Raw genomic sequence first — 17,132 nt, forward strand, 5'->3', positions numbered from 1 at the left:
CTGACGACCTCAACTGCTCCAACCGCCCGGTGCGGACCCCCATGCCGGGTGGTGTGGGAGGGGCGGAGCCAATAGGCTCCCCCCTATCCCGATTGGCGATTTCCGTCGGCAATGGTGCCGCAACAGCCGGGTTTTCAGTCGCGGTTGATCGGTTTGCGCAGCCGGCCGGCGAGGTCCTGGATATATTGCCATGCGACTCGTCCGGAGCGTCCCCCGCGCGTCGTTGCCCATTCGAGCGCTTGCGCGTGTAATATCTCCCGCTCGAGGCCGAGGTCGAAATGATCCGCATAGCCGTCGATCATCGTCAGATAGTCGTCCTGGCTGCATTTATGGAAGCCGAGCCACAGGCCGAAACGATCGGAGAGCGATACCTTTTCCTCGACCGCCTCGGAAGGATTGATGGCTGTCGACTGTTCGTTCTCTATCATGTTGCGCGGCAGCAGGTGGCGGCGGTTTGAGGTCGCGTAGAAGAGCACGTTGTCGGGACGCCCCTCGATTCCGCCATCCAACGCGGCCTTCAGAGACTTGTAGGCCGTGTCGTCGTGGTCGAAGGAAAGATCGTCGCAGAAGATGATGACCCGATGGCCGGAGATTTTGAGAATGTCGAGAAGGTCGGGCAATGATGAAACATCCTCCCGATGCACCTCGACGAGCTTCAGGGGGATGCCCGCCGCCGAGCGAACGTCCTCATGAACAGCCTTAACCAGGGAGGATTTTCCCATCCCGCGTGCGCCCCAGAGAAGCACGTTGTTGGCCGGAAAACCCTCGGCAAAACGTTGGGTGTTTTCATGCAGGATGTCGCGGACATGATCGACGCCGCGGATCAGCTTCAAGGCAACGCGGTTGGGACGCGCCACCGGCGAAAGGCGCCGGTTGGTCGGCACCCAGACGAAGCAGTCGGCGGCATTCCAGTCGTTGATGGCCGGAGCCGGTCCGGCGAGACGCTCCAGGGCATCCGCGAGCCTGCGAACTTCAGCCAGGATAAGGGTGTTGATGTCATCGCTCATCGTGTTCCTCCGGTCGTTCAGACGGCTTCGATGCTCCGGTTGCTGCGGTACCATGGCCATTGATGCGTCAAAAGGCTGCGAGTAGTGGATTCAGTACTGTTCACAACCTGTTTCTGTTGCATTCCCGCCCATCACAACTATATTCCGGCGGCTTGTAACGGGGGCTTGGGTCTCCGGTAATCTTAGGAGTTCTCGATGTTCATTACCGAAGCATTCGCCCAGGCCGAAGGCGCCGCACCCGGAGCCTCCGCATTTGGCTCCGGCCTCGAAATGCTGTTCCTTTTCGCCCCTTTGATGGTGGTCTGGTATTTCTTTCTGATCCGCCCGCAGCGGACAGCTCAGAAGAAGCGCCAGGAGACGCTGTCGGCGATCCGCCGCGGTGATCAGGTCGTTCTCGGCGGCGGCATCACTGGCAAGGTGAGCAAGGTCATCGACGATTCCGAAGTGGAAGTTGAAATTGCCGAAGGCGTGAAGATACGCGCCATGCGGGCCTATATCGCTGAAGTCCGGGTCAAGGGCGAGCCGGTGAAGACAGAAGCCTGATTGAGGCGGGCACGCATCAAACGAGCTTGTAGAAATTGCGCGGGCCGGATCGTCCGGCCCGAAACTTTTTAAGGTATGTGCGCACTATGGCGAAAGGCATCGAAATCCGCGAAGCCCATTTTCCGGGCCGCGCTCCGATCGATGCCTATGGCAACGGCGGCTTCCGTTTTGCCGACATGTCGCATCGCGGCTCCTTGCTCTGCCTTCCGTCCGGAATCCACGGCTGGGATATGCAGGAAGGCGATCCGCTGACGGTCGAGGCCTTCGCCAGGGTGCTCGCCGAGGCGGAAGGCATCGAAGTGGTGCTGGTCGGTACGGGTGCGAACTTGAAGCCGCTTCCCGCCAGCTTGAAGGCAGCACTCAAAGCGAAGGGCATCGCCTCCGATCCGATGAGCACGGGCGCGGCGGTTCGGACCTTCAATATCATGCTGGCCGAATCGCGGGCCGTTGCGGCCGCCCTGATTGCTGTCTGATATGAGCGATTCCCCAAAAGAAACCCGCGATCTGTGTCTATCGATGCTGAGGGAAACGGACCGTGACCGTTACCTTGCCTGCCTTCTCTCGCCAGGGGACAAGCGCGGTGCGCTTGCCGCGCTCTATGCCTTCAATGCCGAGATTGCCCGCGTGCGCGACGTAGTGCGCGAACCGCTGCCCGGCGAAATCCGCCTGCAATGGTGGCGTGATCTCTTGGAAGGCAATGCGCATGGCGACAGCGGCGGTAATCCCATCGCCGCCGGCCTGATCACGGCCATAGAGACGTATCGCCTGCCCCGGCAGACGCTCATAGACATGGTCGAGGCGCGGATATTCGACCTATATGACGATCCGATCGCCGACCGGAACGCGCTGGAAGGCTATGCGGGAGAGACAGCCTCTGCGCTGATCCAGCTTGCGAGTCTGATCCTCTCGGCCGACGATGCCAGCCAATCTGCCGATGCGGCCGGTCATGCCGGCGTAGCGCAGGCGATCGCAGGCTTCCTGTTGCTCTTGCCGGTGCACCGACATCGCCATCAGCTCTATCTGCCGGTCGACATTTTGGCTGCCACCGGGCTCGACCGAGATACATTCCTGAGCGGTGAGGACAAGACACGCATATCCGCCGCCATCGATGCCTTCGCCGGCCTTGGCCTCGAGCATCTCGCCAAGGCACGAAAAGCCGGGCCGATTCCCGCCTCCGTCTTCCCGGCCTTCCTGCCGGTAGCGCTAGCTGAATCGGTCCTGCGCCGCGCGGCTCGGGCGGGCGTCGCTGCGCTCGATATTTCCCTGCAATCGCCGCAATGGCGGCGTCAACTCAGGCTGCTGAAGGCGGGCATCACCCGCCGGTTTTGATCGGACGCTAAATTCGCACAAGGCTCGTCGTTTAAAGCGACCAGGGCATAGGCCGGCGCATCAAAGGAGAAGCGGCGTGAGTCCCGTCATTGTCTGGTTGATCATCTTTGCGCTTCTGATGGCGCTCGCCTATTACGTGACCCGATTGATCGGCAAGGACCAGGAGGGAAGCCGTCACGATACCGGTCTCGCCATCCTGGAATTCGGTCGCGCCTTCCCCAATGAAGCAATCCGCAGCCTGCATGTCACCGCGGACGCGGGCGCAATCTTTGTCCGGCTCTACGGTAGCAAAGCTGGTTTCATGCGCAGTCGCGGCAACCACTACGCCTGCCACCTGATCGCTCCGGGCCGCGTGCGGATCTTCCCTCTGCCGAACGCGAAAGGATTCAGCGCCGAATTCCTCGATGCGCCGACCCAGAACGGCACCTTCGTCTTCTCGACGGAAAAGGAAGCCGCTGAAGTCTCGCTCTGGCTGCTCGACAACTATGTCAACATCCCTGGCCTTGGGGCCGGGGAAACGGTGGAAGCGCCAGCCGATCCGGACGCGTCCGGAGACGGCATCAGTCCCGACCGAGCCAAATAGAGCAGTCCTGCAGCGCCCGCGCCGCCAGCAACTGCCGTTTCATGACCGTCTTGTCCTTGCCGCGAAAACGCTTGACGCCTTCCGGCTTGACGATCGAGCCAGGCTCCAACTCCGGAAACAGCCCGAAATTGACGTTCATCGGCTGGAAGGAGCGTTTTCCCGGCTCGTCTTCCGAAACGAGATGGCCGCCGGTGATATGACCGAGCAGCGAACCGAAGGCGGTCGTTGCCGGCGGGGCGACCAGCGGTTCGCCCTTTCGTTCGGCGGCGGCGAAACGGCCGGCCAGAAGGCCGATCGCGGCGCTTTCCACATATCCTTCGCAGCCGGTGATCTGACCTGCGAAACGCAGGCCGGGCCGGCTTTTCAGCGTCAGCGTCCTGTCCAGGAGGACCGGCGAGTGGATATAGGTATTGCGGTGCAGACCTCCGAGGCGGGCAAATTCCGCATTCTGCAGCCCCGGGATCATCCGGAAGATCTCCGCCTGCGCGCCGTATTTGAGCTTCGTCTGGAAGCCCACCATGTTGTAGAGCGTGCCGAGTGCATTGTCCTGCCGAAGCTGCACGACCGCATAGGCCTTGACAGTCGGATTGTGGGCATTGGTTAGCCCCATCGGCTTCATCGGTCCGTGGCGCAACGTTTCACGGCCGCGCTCCGCCATCACCTCGATCGGCAGGCAGCCGTCGAAATAGGGCGTACCTTCCCATTCCTTGAAACCGACCGTATCGCCGGCGATGAGGGCGTCGACGAAGGCGTTGTACTGCGCTTCATCCAACGGGCAATTGATATAGTCCTTGCCGGTACCGCCAGGGCCGACCTTGTCGTAACGCGACTGATACCAGCAGATGTCCATGTCGATCGAATCGCGATGCACGATCGGGGCGATGGCGTCGAAAAAGGCGAGCGAATCTTCACCCGTCTCCGCCTGAATGGCCGCGGCGAGCGCCGGCGAGGTGAGAGGGCCGGTGGCGATGATCGCCAGATCCCATTCCTTGGGCGGCAGACCCTGGATTTCCTCGCGCACCACGGTAATCAGCGGATGCTTTTCGATCGCCTCGGTAACCGCTTCGGAAAAGCCGTCGCGGTCGACGGCGAGCGCGCCGCCGGCAGGTACCTGGTTCCTGTCAGCCGAGGCGATGATCAGGGAATTGGCAAGCCGCATTTCCGCGTGGATGACGCCGACCGCGTTGGCCGTCGCATCGTCGGAGCGGAAGGAATTCGAGCATACCAGTTCGGCCAGACCATCGGTCTTATGGGCGTCGGTGCCGCGCACGCCGCGCATTTCATGGAGAATCACCGGCACCCCGGCCTGGGCGATCTGCCAGGAGGCTTCCGATCCGGCCAGACCGCCGCCGATGACATGGATGGGGGAGAGGGAGCTATTCGTCATGACCGGCTCATTATCACGCCGTTTGCCCAACCCAAATCAAAAATGGGCCGGAATCAAAAAGGCACCCGATCAGGTGCCTTTGATACGTCCTTGGATGTGCCTGCCTGGCCTGCTATTGGCTTGTCGCCGCTGCGGCGTCGCGCGGCGCAATCCACCAGCGGGCGGATTAGCGGAAGGAGCGCGATGCGATGTTACGGATATCGTAACGGGTCAGACCGATGTCGTTGAGCGCCTGGTTGGAAAGATTGCCAAGCTCGTTCATCGTGCGGCGGTAGCTGATCCAGTTCTTAGCGATGCGGATCGGGTTCATGGTCGTTTCCTCAAGATTTGTCCTGATGCTCTGTCGTCATCAGCGATGTCAGTCTTATACAACCGCATAATAAAAAAGTGCAGTGCAAAAAATATGCGACTGCCATGCAAATGTGCAGGAGGTTGGTGAATTTTAGGGCTGAGCCTGAAAAACCGGCACGGATGCAAAGGGAAGGCACAAAAAGAAAAGCGCCTCCCAGAGGGAAGCGCTTTTGAAAGTCATCAATACCGTCGTGATCGGCTTAGAAGCCGACTGCGGTCCGTGCAACGCGGCGGATGTCTGCGCGGCCGATGCCGAGGTCGTTGAGTTCGCGGTCGCTCATGCGGCCGAGTTCGTTGACGGTTTCGCGATACTTGCGCCAGCTGCTGAGTTTCTGTGCGATGTTCATGGTCGTGTCCCTTTCAAGGCCCTTGCCAGCAGCCCCTTCGGCGCTGACTTCAATCTCATGACCGCTAATATATGTTGCGTCGCAAAAAGTAACAGCGCCTATTCGGTATGCCACCTATGCAATTGACGCATTACGAAACGATTAACCATGATGATGACTGGGTATACAATGGGCATTTTTGCATGCCCATCGGGGAAATCCTCCTTTTGCGGCGCAAAAAAATAACGCCCACCGGGGGAGGAGGTCCGGTGGGCGTCATTTGTAACGACCGGCGATTTGGGAGGAGGAGGATCGCCAGTCCCATCGGGCTTACGCTGGGAGGAGGAGTGCGTCGCCCGAATTTTCATCGCGGGATCAAATCCCGAGGGCACTTCATTTCTGAACGGGTGCCAGACCGTTCGAACCGGAGAGATCAGGAAAATGTTCCAATCAATCGCCGTATCTCCATATTACGAAGCCACACGCTTATTGTGCAGTGCAATATGGGAATGGATGACATGCAATTCATGCATGCCTTCTTCCTAGTTGGTTCCAATATACACATTAGAATTTAATAAAAAGTTAAGCATCCTTGGCGGCAGGATTGCAGGGCCCGGCAGGCGGGTTTTTCGGGCTTTTGCGGAAGTGCCAAAAAACCGTCATTTTCCCTTTGCGTGTGCTGAAACGGGTGATATAGAGACGCGCGCTCCGGAAGGCCTCAGGCCACGAGGATTTTCGACGCGGTTGGGGCGCGGGTATGGTGAAATTGGTAGACACGCCAGATTTAGGTTCTGGTGCCGCAAGGCGTGGGAGTTCAAGTCTCTCTACCCGCACCAGCACCGCCAGGAGTGCGGTCGGGTCAGGAATGGCCGAAGACAAGCGCTCCACGAAGCTGCGGCTGGTCTCTTTGAAGTTCCGGCGATGTGCTCACTGAAACAATGGCTGTCTGGGCACCGCCGCCACGATATGAAGGTTTAAAAATGCAGGTTACCGAAACGCTCGCTGAAGGGCTGAAGCGCGAAATCAAGGTCGTTATCCCGAAGAAGGATATGGAGGCCGAACTGAACGTTCGCCTCGCCGACGCCAAGGACAAGGTCCGCATCAACGGTTTCCGTCCGGGCAAGGTGCCCGTTGCACATCTCAAGAAGATGTACGGCAAGTCGATCATGGCCGACCTCGTCAACGAGATTGTCCGTGAACGCCCGACCAAGATCCTGTCCGAGCGCGGCGAAAAGTCGGCGACGCAGCCGTCGGTCGCCATGACCGAGGACGAAGCTGAAGCCGAAAAGATCCTGAATGCTCAGGCCGATTTCGAATTCACGCTCTCCTATGAAGTCATTCCGCCGATCGAGCTGAAGCCGACCAGCGGCCTGTCCGTCGTTCGCGAAGTGGTGGAAGTCACCGAAGAGGAAGTCACCGAGCAGATCGAAAAGATCGCCGAGAGCGCGCGCACGTTTGAGACGAAGAAGGGCAAGGCCGCCAATGGCGACCGCGTCACCATGAACTATCTCGGCAAGGTCGACGGCGAAGCCTTTGATGGCGGCGCTGCCGAGGACGCTGAACTGGTTCTCGGTTCGGGCCGTTTCATTCCCGGCTTCGAAGACCAGCTGATCGGTGTCAAGGCCGGCGACGAAAAGCAGATCTCCGTGACCTTCCCGGCTGACTATCCGGCCGCCAATCTGGCCGGCAAGGAAGCCACCTTCGATATCACCGTGAAGGAAGTCGCCGCTCCGGCCGCGATCGAAATCAACGATGAGCTTGCCTCCAAGCTCGGCATCGAATCCGTCGACCGTCTCAAGGAGATCGTCCGCGGCCAGATCGAAAGCCAGTACGGCAGCGTTACCCGCCAAAAGGTGAAGCGCCAGATTCTCGACCAGCTCGATGAACTCTATAAGTTCGACACCCCGCAGGGCCTCGTCGACGCCGAATTCGAAAACATCTGGCGTCAGATCAACACCGATCTTCAGCAGTCGGGCAAGACCTTCGAGGATGAAGACACCACCGAGGAAGATGCGCGCGTCGAATACCGCAAGCTCGCAGAGCGTCGCGTTCGCCTCGGTCTCGTTCTTTCCGAAATCGGCGAAAAGGCCGGCGTCGAAGTAACCGAAGAAGAGATGCAGCGTGCCCTTTACGCTCAGCTTCAGCAGTTCCCGGGCCAGCAGAAGGAAATCCTCGATTTCTTCCGCAACACCCCCGGCGCTTCCGCTTCGCTCCGCGCTCCTATCTTCGAAGAGAAGGTCGTGGACAAGCTGCTTTCTGAAATCAAGGTCACCGACAAGACCGTGACGAAGGAAGAGCTGATGGCCGAAGACGAGGCCGAATCTGCTGAAAAGCCGGCCAAGAAGAAGGCCGCTCCGAAGAAGGCTGCCGCCAAGGCCGAGGCTGCTGATGCTGCCGAAGGCGAAGAAGCTGCCGCTCCGAAGAAGAAGGCTGCTCCGAAGAAGAAGGCCGCTGAGGACAGCGCCGAATAAGCTTCGCATTGAATCTGTAGAAAAGCCGGGTCGGCAACGATCCGGCTTTTTTGTTGTGACAACCTCCAAAGTTCTTCGCCATGATCCGCATCGAAAACATCAGCAAGTCGAATAGTCACCGCATTCTCTTTATCGAAGCGTCGGCGGCGTTGAACCGCGGCGAAAAGATCGGACTCGTCGGCCCGAACGGCGCCGGCAAGACCACGCTCTTCCGGATGATCACCGGCCAGGAGATCCCGGACGAGGGGCAGGTCACGGTCGAAAAACACGTCACCATCGGCTATTTCAGCCAGGATGTCGGCGAAATGTCCGGACGCAGCGCTGTGACCGAGGTGATGGACGGGGCAGGGCCTGTGAGCGAGGTCGCTGCCGAGCTGCGCGAACTCGAAACGGCGATGGTCGATCCGGACCGGATGGACGAGATGGATCAGATTATCGAGCGTTATGGCGAGGTTCAGGCGCGCTACGAGGAACTCGATGGTTACGGGCTCGAGGGGCGCGCCCGCGAGGTGCTGGCCGGCTTGAGCTTTACGCAGGAGATGATGGACGGCGATGTCGGCAAGCTTTCGGGGGGTTGGAAGATGCGCGTGGCGCTTGCCCGCATCCTGCTGATGCGCCCGGATGTCATGCTGCTCGACGAACCGAGCAACCATCTTGATCTCGAGAGCCTGATCTGGCTCGAATCCTTCCTCAAGGGCTATGATGGCGCGTTGCTGATGACCTCGCACGACAGGGAGTTTATGAACCGCATCGTTACCAAGATCATCGAGATCGATGCCGGATCGCTGACCACCTATTCCGGCGACTATGCCTTTTATGAGCAGCAGCGGGCGCAAAACGAAAAGCAGCAGCAGGCCCAGTTCGAACGCCAGCAGGCCATGCTGGCCAAGGAAATCAAATTCATCGAGCGCTTCAAAGCGCGCGCCTCGCACGCGGCACAGGTGCAGAGCCGGGTCAAGAAGCTCGACAAGATCGAGCGGGTCGAGCCGCCAAAGCGCCGCCAGGCGGTGGCGTTCGAATTCCAACCGGCGCCACGTTCCGGCGAGGATGTGGTCAATCTCAAGAACGTGCATAAGAGATACGGCAGCCGGTCGATCTACGAGGGGCTGGATTTCATGGTGCGCCGCAAGGAACGCTGGTGCATCATGGGCATCAACGGCGCAGGCAAGTCGACCCTTCTGAAGCTTGTGGCCGGTTCGGCGGAGCCTGACGAGGGCAACGTCACCGTCGGCGCCAGCGTCAAGATGGGTTATTTCGCCCAGCATGCGATGGATGTGCTCGACGGAGACCTGACGGTCTTCGAATGGCTGGAGGCGGAATTTCCGCGGGCCGGGCAGGGGGCGCTGCGGACGCTCGCCGGTTGCTTCGGGTTTTCCGGCGACGACGTGGAAAAGAAGTGCCGGGTGCTTTCGGGCGGTGAAAAGGCGCGGCTGGTGATGGCGGCCATGCTTTTCGATCCGCCGAACTTCCTGGTCCTCGACGAGCCGACCAACCATCTCGACCTCGATACCAAGGAAATGCTGATCAAGGCGCTTTCGGATTACGAAGGCACGATGCTTTTCGTTTCCCACGACCGGCATTTCCTCGCCGAGCTTTCAAACCGTGTTCTCGAACTCACGCCCGAGGGCATCCACCGTTATGACGGCGGATATACGGAGTATGTCGAACGGACCGGTTACGAGGCGCCGGGCCTGAGAAGCTGAGGTGAGCAATATGCAAGACGTGCGGCGCGGGGGCTTGCGGGCCAGTTAACCGCGACTGCCGTTCGGCCTTAGCGCCGGGCTGACTTCCAGCTGTTGCCGGGGTTGATTTTGCGCCGTCTCGCTATCCTGGCTGCTGATCTTCAGCAGGGCACCGAATCCCACGATCGTCGCCAGGATGAGGGAGCCGATGATTTCATAACGAGGCATTCCGAACCGATTGGCCATGGTCGCAACTCCTAATGAAGTTACTTACGCGCACCATGGAAAAATGTTCCCGATCCCGCTCCATGGGTTGCAGCCATACGAGATGCCCCAACCTTCCTGACGATCTTTCTTGATAACCGGCCCCGGTACCTACATGCTGTGCGGAGGCGGCTCAGTGTGGAGGAGCGGTGCAACTGTTGATGCGCCCGGCCGCTGGTCACCGCCCCTTGGGAGGACAGGATGGCGACCTCTACCGTTGAATTGCGCAATGTAGCCGGGACGGAAGCAGCATTGGGATGGGCAGGCGGGCATACGGTGGTCGTCGATCGGCCCGATGGAAAGGCTGGTGGCAAGGGGCTGGGCTTTAATGGCGCCCAGCTTCTCGGCCTGGCGATCGGCGGCTGTTACTGCAACGACCTCCGGTATGCGGCACACGAAATGGATGTCGAACTGGGTGAGATCGAAGTGACGGTAACCGTCGCCCTGGATGGCTCGCCACTGTTGGCAACAGGTGCCGAGGTCGCCGTCCGTTGCGAAACCAGGGATGGATCGGACGTTCGCCTTGTCATCGACAGGGCGTGGCAGGTCTGTACCGTCGCCAATTCCCTTCGGCTCGGCATCCCGGTCAGCATTATCTCCTCGCTATAACTCTGGACGGCGCCCGCCGCGACACCAGAACCGACATCGGCGCCACTCCCTTGCTCCCGAAGGGCACTCCCCGCTTGATCCTTGCCACGCCTCCGTAATCGCGTCGCCCAAAAGGTGTAGGACGGTCTGACGGCAAGCGACGGAACTTCTTGCCTTGCAATCCAGTTATTGCGCCAGGGCATGCAGGAGGCCAGAAGATGCCGCTGCTGATCAGCTATATCATTATTCGCGTGTCGATCGGTTTTGCCCTGGGCGCTGCCACGGCATTGGCGATCCTTCTCCAGTGGTTTGTAACTGGCCCCACGACTCTTGCTGCGCTTGAGATGTGGCTGGTGATCTACGGGTTCGGCTCCGTTTTCGGGCTCGGCTATCTCGCGACATCTCTGGCGTTGGATGCCGACGACGACGGAGCCTGAGCGGCTACCCCGCCATCCGGCCGGATCCAGCACTAACCGGCCTGCTGCAGTTCAGCGGCCGCGGCATTGTCCTTTTCCGATGCGCGCTGATAGGCCTGCCGCGTCGCAAGTCTTTCAAAATATTGCTCGAACGCCGGTCGTTTTTCAATCGAACCGAACTGCAGCCCCCAACCGATCTGCGCGCCGACATAGACATCGGCAGCCGTAAAGGTCTCGCCGGCGATATAGGTATGGGCGCCGACAGCCGTTTCGAGCGTGTCCATCACATCCCGGAAGCTGCCGTAGCCGACCATTCGCTCTCGGCCCGGCGGCACTTCAAAGCCAAGCACCCTATTGCTGACGGCGGCTTCCAGCGGGCCGGCTGCGAAGAACATCCAGCGGTAATAATCGCCGCGGGCGGCCGGCGAGGGCGCCAAGCCTGCCTGTGGGAAGGCATCGGCAAGATAAGCGCAAATCGCGGCGCATTCCGTCACGACGGTTTTTCCGTGCACGACCGCCGGCACCTTGCCCATGGGATTGACCGCCTTGTAGGCCTCCCCCTTCATCGTCGTGCCGAAGTGAAGGATTTCGGCCCGATAGGGTACGCCCACTTCTTCCAGCATCCAGCGGGCAATGCGCCCCCGAGACATCGGGTTGGTATAGAGTACCAGTTCTTCCGTCATGACGTCCTCCTCTTGGTTTCCGCCAGTGCTACGGCGACTGTTTTGCGGAATCAAGTCACAGCGGTTTGCGGTACTGGATGAAGCCGGAAGCCTGGGCTATCCGATCATAGAGCCGCCGGGCGGTCGCATTGCTCTCGTGGGTCAGCCAATAAAGACGTCCGGCCTTTTTCTGCCGTGCCAGCTCGGCCACGGCCTCGATCAGCGCTTCGCCGGTGCCCCGGCCGCGCCCGCTCATCGCGACGTAGAGATCCTGAAGATAACAGGTCCAGTCCGGAAGCCAGCAGGACCGGTGGAGGATCGCATGTGCGATGCCGACCATCTTGCCGGTTTCGTCGAAGGCGCCGAAGCCATGCATTGGCTCGCCCGGGTCGAGAAGGCGAGTCCAAGTGAGCTCGTACTGGTCCTTCGACAGCACGGTTTCATAGAAACGGAGGTAGGCTTCCCAGAGCGGCTCCCATTGGACCCGGTCGGAAGGTTCGAGCGGACGGACGGTGGTTGTCATGGCTGGCTCCCCAAAAAAAACGGCAGAACTTGCGTCCTGCCGTCTGATTTCTAGCCGATCTCGCCGACTTACGCAGCCATGGCCTTCTTGAGATTCTCGTCGATCTTGTCGAGGAAGGCGGTGGTGGAGAGCCACGGCTGATCCGGACCGATCAGCAGCGCGAGGTCCTTGGTCATGAAGCCGGATTCGACGGTATCGACGCAGACCTTCTCGAGCGTCGAGGCGAATTTGGCGAGTTCGGCATTGTCGTCCAGCTTGGCGCGGTGCGCGAGGCCGCGGGTCCAGGCGAAGATCGATGCGATCGAGTTCGTCGAGGTTTCCTGGCCCTTCTGATGCTGGCGGTAATGGCGGGTGACCGTGCCGTGCGCGGCTTCGGCTTCCACCGTCTTGCCATCCGGAGTGAGCAGCACCGAGGTCATCAGGCCAAGCGAGCCGAAGCCCTGGGCAACCGTGTCGGACTGGACGTCGCCGTCATAGTTCTTGCAGGCCCAGACATAGCCGCCAGACCATTTCAGAGCGGACGCAACCATGTCGTCGATCAGGCGGTGCTCATAGGTGATGCCGATTTCGTCGAACTGCGCCTTGAATTCGTTCTGGTAGACTTCTTCGAATATATCCTTGAAGCGACCGTCATACGCCTTGAGAATGGTGTTCTTGGTCGACAGGTAGACCGGCCACTTGCGCATCAGGCCGTACATCATCGACGCGCGGGCGAATTCCCGGATCGACTCGTCCAGATTGTACATGGCCATCGCCACGCCGGCGCCCGGTGCATCGAAAACTTCCTTTTCGATGACCTGCCCGTCTTCGCCGACGAACTTGATCGTCAGTTTGCCCTTGCCGGGGAACTTGAAGTCGGTGGCGCGGTACTGGTCGCCGAAGGCGTGGCGCCCGACGACGATCGGCTGGGTCCAGCCGGGAACGAGGCGCGGGACGTTCTTGCAGATGATCGGCTCACGGAAGATGACGCCGCCCAGAATGTTGCGGATCGTGCCGTTCGGGCTCTTCCACATCTGCTTGAGGCCGAATTCCTTCACGCGCGCTTCGTCCGGCGTGATGGTGGCGCACTTGATGCCGACGCCGTGCTTCTTGATGGCGTTTGCGGCGTCAACGGTGACCTGGTCATTCGTCGCGTCGCGGTTTTCGACCGAGAGGTCATAATATTCGATGTCGAGATCGAGATAGGGAAGGATCAGCTTGTCCTTGATGAGCTGCCAGATGATGCGGGTCATCTCGTCGCCGTCGAGATCGACGACCGGGTTTGCTACCTTGATCTTTTGCATGGAATTCCTCTCGGACGTAGGAGGGATATTTCATCCCCAAAGGTGGACACCAGTGGTGTGCGCTATAGCACCGCCCGACTGGAACGCAAAGGCATTCAGCCAGTGTCATGTGGCTTTTCGCGCCAGAAATCGTCCCGCACTCCGGCTGGTGCAGGATTGTTCTTGCCAAACCACAAACCGCGTTTAATGTCCGGAAAAATCCCACTCGAACAACCGGATTCCTCCCATGCGGATCTTGCCGCTCGCTATCGCTTTTTCGCTGACCTCCATTTTGGCCATGGCGGCTGACGCCACCGATCCGGTCAAGGAGGTCATGAAAGTCACGGAGGACAATTGGAATACGGTCGACAGCGAGTGGAAGTATATTTTCGACGCAGATTCGCTGAAGCGCCTATTCAGCAAGAAGTTCCAGACAGCTTATGCGGAGGCGGCGAAGCATCCGGCCTACGAGACGGAAAACAACCAGCCGGGCGACCCTTTTGGTTATGACGTTGTGACCGCCTCGCAGGATGGCTGTCCGCTACAGGATATCAACATGACGGCGGCGCCGGGCGCCAACGGCGTTACCGATGTGACGGTGACGTTCAAGCAATGGACCTGTGTCGATGACGCCCAGATCAAGGACAGCATCAGCGAAGTCCACTTCGACGTAATCGGCGAGGATGGTAGGTCGGTCATCGATGACATCCACCGGGTGGCGGACGGCGAAAAGGATTCCGTCGTCGAGGAAATGCAGTCGATCGCCAAGGGCGAATAGTCTCGCAACCGAAGAACCGGACGCAACTGATTTGTTTCAGAGCCTGCTGTGAAGCTGCGTGTCCTGCACCGGTGGTCGCTGCTCGATGCCGCAGGCGCAGCCATAACGCCCTTGCCGATTGCATTTCAGCTGGTTATTTCCCGCCAACGATCATCGGAAGGGCATCATGTCAGGTACCAATAGCGAGCGCAAACTGATTGCCGAAGGACCGGCAATCGTGCTGGTGGAACCCCAACTCGGCGAGAACATCGGCATGGTTGCCCGCGCCATGGCGAATTTTGGCCTCGCGGAACTGCGCATCGTTAATCCGCGCGACGGCTGGCCGAGCGACAAGGCACGCTCCGCAGCCGCCAAGGCCGATCACGTGATCGACGGAACCAAGGTTTACGAGACTCTGGAGGAGGCGATCAAGGATCTCAATTTCGTCTATGCCACGACGGCCCGGGAGCGATACGGTTTCAAGCCCGTACGTTCTCCTGTCGTGGCGGCTGAGACATTGCGCACCAGGTTCAGGGCAGGGGAAAAGACCGGCATCCTCTTCGGCCGCGAGCGCTGGGGCTTGACCAATGAGGAAGTCGCGTTGGCCGATGAGATTGTCACCTTTCCCGTCAATCCGGCTTTTGCCTCTCTTAATATCGCCCAGGCGGTGCTGCTAATGTCGTATGAATGGATGAAATCCGGGCTGAACGATCTGAGCGAGACGATCTTTCAACCGGTCGAGCAGCGGCCTTCAACCAAGGAACAGGTCTTCGGTCTGTTCGAGCATCTGGAGGAGGCCCTCGATGCCCGCGGATATTTTCATCCGCCCGCGAAAAAGCCCAAAATGATCGACAATCTGCGCGCCGTCATCTCGCGGCGGGGGTTTACGGAACAGGAGATCAGTGTGTTCCGGGGCGTCATCAACTCGCTCGACCGTTTTCCGCGCCGATGGTCGAAACAAAATCGGGCAGGCGAGCCGGGAGCGGCCCTGGGGGAGGCGGCAGGGAATGACGCAGACGAATGAGTTGAAGCCTGTGCTGATGTTCGATTCGGGCATTGGTGGACTGACGGTGCTGCGCGAGGCGCGCGTGCTGATGCCGGAGCGCGGCTTTATCTATGTGGCCGATGATGCCGGGTTTCCCTACGGCGATTGGGGGGAGGCTGCGCTGAAGGAGCGGGTTATCGCGCTCTTTGCCAAGCTTCTTAAGGAATACGATCCTGAAGTTTGCGTGATCTCCTGCAACACCGCCTTTACCCTGGTTGGTGCGGATCTCCGCTCGACCTTTCCGAAGATGACCTTTGTCGGCACCGTGCCGGCGATCAAGCCTGCGGCGGAACGCACGCGCTCCGGTCTGGTCTCGGTTCTCGCGACCCCCGGCACGGTCAAGCGCGCCTATACCCGCGATCTCATCCAGTCGTTTGCCACGCAATGCCATGTGCGTCTGGTAGGTTCCCAGAATCTGGCGCGCATGGCGGAAGCCTATATCAGGGGCGAGAACATTTCCGACGAGGCGGTTATGGCGGAGATCGCTCCATGCTTCGTCGAGAAGGACAACAGCAAGACCGATATCGTCGTTCTCGCCTGTACCCATTACCCTTTCATGGCCAATGTCTTCCGGCGGCTGGCGCCCTGGCCGGTCGATTGGCTCGATCCCGCTGAAGCGATTGCAAGACAGGCTCGCCGGAAAGTGCCCCTGGTCGATGGCGCCGAACATCCCGACAGCTATGATTTCGCGGTCTTCACGTCAGGCAATCCCGATTTCGCCACCAGGCGGCTGATGCAGGGATTTGGCCTGAAGGCCTGAGCGCCATCGAGCAATGTGGCTTTTTTGTCACGAATTTTTCCTTATGATTGCAATTCGCGATTGTGTGCTTGATTGCCGGCCGATCTCGTGTATGATCTATTCATTCCGCAAAGCGAACACAGGAGGCGTGAGATGACATCCATTACCATGTTTATGCGCCTTTCTGGCGGAACGGCTATCGTGGCCTCGGTGTATTATACATCGACGCCGGCCGGCATGTGCCATCAGGCCGTATAGGCCTGTATCTCCGCCGTTTTTGGCATTTTTCCCATTGATCTGACGTGACTGATTGACGGAGCGATTTATCGCGTTTCCGTGTCCGCATCCGCACGTCTTCTTTCATCGAAGAGGACCTGGTCGCGTCATGCGCCGGGACGAAAAATCATGCGTGAATCACAATTTTTAGTTGCTGATACCCTTTCGGCTGCGGTTCATGATCTGTGCCGGGAACACGGCGTCTGGAAGACTGCCCGTGCACTGCTTCTGGCAGCCTGGAGCCGTCGCCAGACGGAAAACCAGATCTCCGATCTTTCCAATCGGATGCGCCGCGATATTGGTTTCCCGGAACTGGAGGACGAACGCGGGAATGTCCGGTTCATCCTTTGGGATATCCGGCTGTGAAAGGGCTGACACAGATCTCCGGCGGCTTTCCGCCGGAGATCTCGAGCATCTCTTACGGAGATGCCAGGCTGGGGGCTGAAATGACAATCGTCTTCCGCAAACTTGACCATGACGATATGGCGGCTGCCGCGAGCCTCCACCGTGTTTCCTTCGACGAGCGGCTGCCCTGGCTGGCCGGCCTTCATACTTTGGAGGAGGATCGTGGATACTGGCGCGGGCATCTTTTCGCGACCTGCGACATTTGGGGCGCCGAAAGGGGGAGCGCCTTGCTCGGCGTTATCGCCTTCCGCAAGGACTGGGTCGACCAGCTCTACATCCTGCCGAGTGCGCAGGGGCAGGGGATGGGTTCCCGGCTGCTGGACATCGCCAAAGAAGCCCATCCGCAACTTTTCCTCTGGACCTTCCAGCGCAATGCTACGGCCCGCCGCTTTTACGAAGCGCGCGGCTTTGTGGCGGTCGAACAGACCGATGGCACGGCCAATGAGGAAAAGGAGCCGGACATTCTCTATCATTGGCGTCGCGAAACTCGATAAACACCGCTTGCAAAGCGAAAAA

General features: G+C 59.6%; 21 protein-coding genes and 1 tRNA gene. 14 read left to right on the top strand and 8 right to left on the bottom strand.

The window, feature by feature from the left end; translation table 11 throughout:
- Positions 1-134 precede the first annotated feature (134 nt).
- The gene (locus EDE05_RS24590; RefSeq protein WP_105372442.1) at positions 135-1,007 is read right to left on the bottom strand and encodes an ATP-binding protein; all 873 of its coding nucleotides are present in this window, start codon (positions 1,005-1,007) and stop codon (positions 135-137) included.
- A 195-nt stretch (positions 1,008-1,202) separates the two neighbouring features.
- Between EDE05_RS24590 and yajC the strand changes: the two genes are divergently transcribed.
- From yajC to EDE05_RS24610, 4 genes are all read left to right on the top strand, one after another.
- The gene (yajC, locus tag EDE05_RS24595) at positions 1,203-1,550 is read left to right on the top strand and encodes a preprotein translocase subunit YajC (RefSeq protein WP_105372443.1); all 348 of its coding nucleotides are present in this window, start codon (positions 1,203-1,205) and stop codon (positions 1,548-1,550) included.
- An 86-nt stretch (positions 1,551-1,636) separates the two neighbouring features.
- Complete coding sequence (locus EDE05_RS24600; RefSeq protein ID WP_112800246.1) at positions 1,637-2,023, top strand: Mth938-like domain-containing protein; 387 nt, start codon at positions 1,637-1,639, stop codon at positions 2,021-2,023.
- Position 2,024: 1 nt separating this feature from the next.
- Positions 2,025-2,879, top strand: coding sequence for a phytoene/squalene synthase family protein (locus EDE05_RS24605; protein ID WP_112800248.1), 855 nt, complete (start codon positions 2,025-2,027; stop codon positions 2,877-2,879).
- 118 nt (positions 2,880-2,997) lie between these two features.
- Positions 2,998-3,462, top strand: coding sequence for a hypothetical protein (locus tag EDE05_RS24610; RefSeq protein WP_245422894.1), 465 nt, complete (start codon positions 2,998-3,000; stop codon positions 3,460-3,462).
- Here the strand turns inward: EDE05_RS24610 and trmFO are convergent.
- The 3 genes from trmFO to EDE05_RS24625 all read right to left on the bottom strand — a co-directional run bounded on the left by trmFO (position 3,440) and on the right by EDE05_RS24625 (position 5,547).
- Positions 3,440-4,849, bottom strand: coding sequence for a methylenetetrahydrofolate--tRNA-(uracil(54)-C(5))-methyltransferase (FADH(2)-oxidizing) TrmFO (gene trmFO, locus EDE05_RS24615; protein ID WP_112800250.1), 1,410 nt, complete (start codon positions 4,847-4,849; stop codon positions 3,440-3,442). The two genes, EDE05_RS24610 and trmFO, sit on opposite strands and share 23 nt — an antisense overlap.
- A 166-nt stretch (positions 4,850-5,015) precedes the next feature.
- A complete protein-coding gene (locus EDE05_RS24620) occupies positions 5,016-5,159 on the bottom strand; it encodes a DUF1127 domain-containing protein (protein WP_105372447.1) in 144 nt (47 codons plus the stop codon).
- A 241-nt stretch (positions 5,160-5,400) separates the two neighbouring features.
- The gene (locus EDE05_RS24625) at positions 5,401-5,547 is read right to left on the bottom strand and encodes a DUF1127 domain-containing protein (protein WP_105372448.1); all 147 of its coding nucleotides are present in this window, start codon (positions 5,545-5,547) and stop codon (positions 5,401-5,403) included.
- Positions 5,548-6,277: 730 nt separating this feature from the next.
- Here EDE05_RS24625 and EDE05_RS24630 point away from each other — a divergent pair.
- The 3 genes from EDE05_RS24630 (at position 6,278) to EDE05_RS24640 (ending at position 9,700) form a co-directional block, all read left to right on the top strand.
- A tRNA-Leu gene (locus tag EDE05_RS24630) sits at positions 6,278-6,362 on the top strand.
- 144 nt (positions 6,363-6,506) lie between these two features.
- Entirely contained in the window at positions 6,507-7,997 is a 1,491-nt protein-coding gene (tig, locus tag EDE05_RS24635; protein WP_112800252.1) for a trigger factor, read from the top strand.
- 80 nt (positions 7,998-8,077) lie between these two features.
- Entirely contained in the window at positions 8,078-9,700 is a 1,623-nt protein-coding gene (locus EDE05_RS24640) for an ABC-F family ATP-binding cassette domain-containing protein (protein ID WP_112800254.1), read from the top strand.
- Between the two features lie 45 nt (positions 9,701-9,745).
- Here the strand turns inward: EDE05_RS24640 and EDE05_RS24645 are convergent, their stop codons facing one another.
- A complete protein-coding gene (locus EDE05_RS24645) occupies positions 9,746-9,925 on the bottom strand; it encodes a hypothetical protein (protein WP_105372451.1) in 180 nt (59 codons plus the stop codon).
- A gap of 219 nt (positions 9,926-10,144) precedes the next feature.
- On the opposite strand from EDE05_RS24645, the gene EDE05_RS24650 reads away from it, so the two are divergent.
- Positions 10,145-10,552 (top strand): OsmC family protein, encoded by a 408-nt coding sequence (locus EDE05_RS24650; RefSeq protein ID WP_112800256.1) that lies wholly within the window; start codon positions 10,145-10,147, stop codon positions 10,550-10,552.
- 197 nt (positions 10,553-10,749) lie between these two features.
- Entirely contained in the window at positions 10,750-10,968 is a 219-nt protein-coding gene (locus EDE05_RS24655) for a hypothetical protein (protein ID WP_105372453.1), read from the top strand.
- A 32-nt stretch (positions 10,969-11,000) separates the two neighbouring features.
- On the opposite strand, the gene EDE05_RS24660 is transcribed toward EDE05_RS24655, so the two are convergent.
- The 3 genes from EDE05_RS24660 to EDE05_RS24670 all read right to left on the bottom strand — a co-directional run bounded on the left by EDE05_RS24660 (position 11,001) and on the right by EDE05_RS24670 (position 13,415).
- Positions 11,001-11,630: a glutathione S-transferase family protein gene (locus tag EDE05_RS24660; protein WP_112800258.1), complete on the bottom strand. Its 630-nt coding sequence runs from the start codon at positions 11,628-11,630 to the stop codon at positions 11,001-11,003.
- Between the two features lie 55 nt (positions 11,631-11,685).
- Complete coding sequence (locus tag EDE05_RS24665) at positions 11,686-12,132, bottom strand: GNAT family N-acetyltransferase (RefSeq protein ID WP_105372455.1); 447 nt, start codon at positions 12,130-12,132, stop codon at positions 11,686-11,688.
- A 68-nt stretch (positions 12,133-12,200) separates the two neighbouring features.
- Complete coding sequence (locus EDE05_RS24670) at positions 12,201-13,415, bottom strand: NADP-dependent isocitrate dehydrogenase (protein WP_112800260.1); 1,215 nt, start codon at positions 13,413-13,415, stop codon at positions 12,201-12,203.
- 226 nt (positions 13,416-13,641) lie between these two features.
- Here EDE05_RS24670 and EDE05_RS24675 point away from each other — a divergent pair, with 226 nt between their 5' ends.
- The 5 genes from EDE05_RS24675 to EDE05_RS24695 all read left to right on the top strand — a co-directional run bounded on the left by EDE05_RS24675 (position 13,642) and on the right by EDE05_RS24695 (position 17,110).
- Positions 13,642-14,172 (top strand): hypothetical protein, encoded by a 531-nt coding sequence (locus EDE05_RS24675; protein WP_112800263.1) that lies wholly within the window; start codon positions 13,642-13,644, stop codon positions 14,170-14,172.
- A 166-nt stretch (positions 14,173-14,338) separates the two neighbouring features.
- Entirely contained in the window at positions 14,339-15,175 is an 837-nt protein-coding gene (locus EDE05_RS24680) for an RNA methyltransferase (RefSeq protein ID WP_112800265.1), read from the top strand.
- Entirely contained in the window at positions 15,159-15,956 is a 798-nt protein-coding gene (gene murI, locus EDE05_RS24685; RefSeq protein ID WP_112800267.1) for a glutamate racemase, read from the top strand. The genes EDE05_RS24680 and murI overlap by 17 nt, the downstream gene beginning before the upstream one ends.
- A 384-nt stretch (positions 15,957-16,340) precedes the next feature.
- On the top strand, positions 16,341-16,577 hold the full coding sequence (locus EDE05_RS24690; protein ID WP_112800269.1) for a DUF1127 domain-containing protein: 237 nt from the start codon (positions 16,341-16,343) through the stop codon (positions 16,575-16,577).
- Positions 16,578-16,657: 80 nt separating this feature from the next.
- Entirely contained in the window at positions 16,658-17,110 is a 453-nt protein-coding gene (locus EDE05_RS24695; protein ID WP_112800359.1) for a GNAT family N-acetyltransferase, read from the top strand.
- The last annotated feature ends 22 nt before the right edge of the window (positions 17,111-17,132 follow it).

The sequence above is a fragment of the Neorhizobium sp. R1-B genome (assembly GCF_004368875.1).
Lineage (GTDB): Bacteria > Pseudomonadota > Alphaproteobacteria > Rhizobiales > Rhizobiaceae > Neorhizobium > Neorhizobium huautlense.

Bases quoted from the DNA above. Each gene is read 5' to 3' on its own strand.
- EDE05_RS24645 (WP_105372451.1), bottom strand. From the start codon at position 9,925: ATGGCCAATCGGTTCGGAATGCCTCGTTATGAAATCATCGGCTCCCTC.
- EDE05_RS24675 (WP_112800263.1), top strand. From the start codon at position 13,642: ATGCGGATCTTGCCGCTCGCTATCGCTTTTTCGCTGACCTCCATTTTG.
- EDE05_RS24660 (WP_112800258.1), bottom strand. From the start codon at position 11,630: ATGACGGAAGAACTGGTACTCTATACCAACCCGATGTCTCGGGGGCGC.
- EDE05_RS24605 (WP_112800248.1), top strand. From the start codon at position 2,025: ATGAGCGATTCCCCAAAAGAAACCCGCGATCTGTGTCTATCGATGCTG.
- trmFO (WP_112800250.1), bottom strand. From the start codon at position 4,849: ATGACGAATAGCTCCCTCTCCCCCATCCATGTCATCGGCGGCGGTCTG.
- EDE05_RS24670 (WP_112800260.1), bottom strand. From the start codon at position 13,415: ATGCAAAAGATCAAGGTAGCAAACCCGGTCGTCGATCTCGACGGCGAC.
- EDE05_RS24680 (WP_112800265.1), top strand. From the start codon at position 14,339: ATGTCAGGTACCAATAGCGAGCGCAAACTGATTGCCGAAGGACCGGCA.
- EDE05_RS24620 (WP_105372447.1), bottom strand. From the start codon at position 5,159: ATGAACCCGATCCGCATCGCTAAGAACTGGATCAGCTACCGCCGCACG.
- tig (WP_112800252.1), top strand. From the start codon at position 6,507: ATGCAGGTTACCGAAACGCTCGCTGAAGGGCTGAAGCGCGAAATCAAG.
- EDE05_RS24590 (WP_105372442.1), bottom strand. From the start codon at position 1,007: ATGAGCGATGACATCAACACCCTTATCCTGGCTGAAGTTCGCAGGCTC.
- yajC (WP_105372443.1), top strand. From the start codon at position 1,203: ATGTTCATTACCGAAGCATTCGCCCAGGCCGAAGGCGCCGCACCCGGA.
- EDE05_RS24655 (WP_105372453.1), top strand. From the start codon at position 10,750: ATGCCGCTGCTGATCAGCTATATCATTATTCGCGTGTCGATCGGTTTT.
- EDE05_RS24610 (WP_245422894.1), top strand. From the start codon at position 2,998: ATGGCGCTCGCCTATTACGTGACCCGATTGATCGGCAAGGACCAGGAG.
- EDE05_RS24650 (WP_112800256.1), top strand. From the start codon at position 10,145: ATGGCGACCTCTACCGTTGAATTGCGCAATGTAGCCGGGACGGAAGCA.
- EDE05_RS24690 (WP_112800269.1), top strand. From the start codon at position 16,341: ATGCGTGAATCACAATTTTTAGTTGCTGATACCCTTTCGGCTGCGGTT.
- EDE05_RS24665 (WP_105372455.1), bottom strand. From the start codon at position 12,132: ATGACAACCACCGTCCGTCCGCTCGAACCTTCCGACCGGGTCCAATGG.
- murI (WP_112800267.1), top strand. From the start codon at position 15,159: ATGACGCAGACGAATGAGTTGAAGCCTGTGCTGATGTTCGATTCGGGC.
- EDE05_RS24600 (WP_112800246.1), top strand. From the start codon at position 1,637: ATGGCGAAAGGCATCGAAATCCGCGAAGCCCATTTTCCGGGCCGCGCT.
- EDE05_RS24695 (WP_112800359.1), top strand. From the start codon at position 16,658: ATGACAATCGTCTTCCGCAAACTTGACCATGACGATATGGCGGCTGCC.
- EDE05_RS24640 (WP_112800254.1), top strand. From the start codon at position 8,078: ATGATCCGCATCGAAAACATCAGCAAGTCGAATAGTCACCGCATTCTC.
- EDE05_RS24625 (WP_105372448.1), bottom strand. From the start codon at position 5,547: ATGAACATCGCACAGAAACTCAGCAGCTGGCGCAAGTATCGCGAAACC.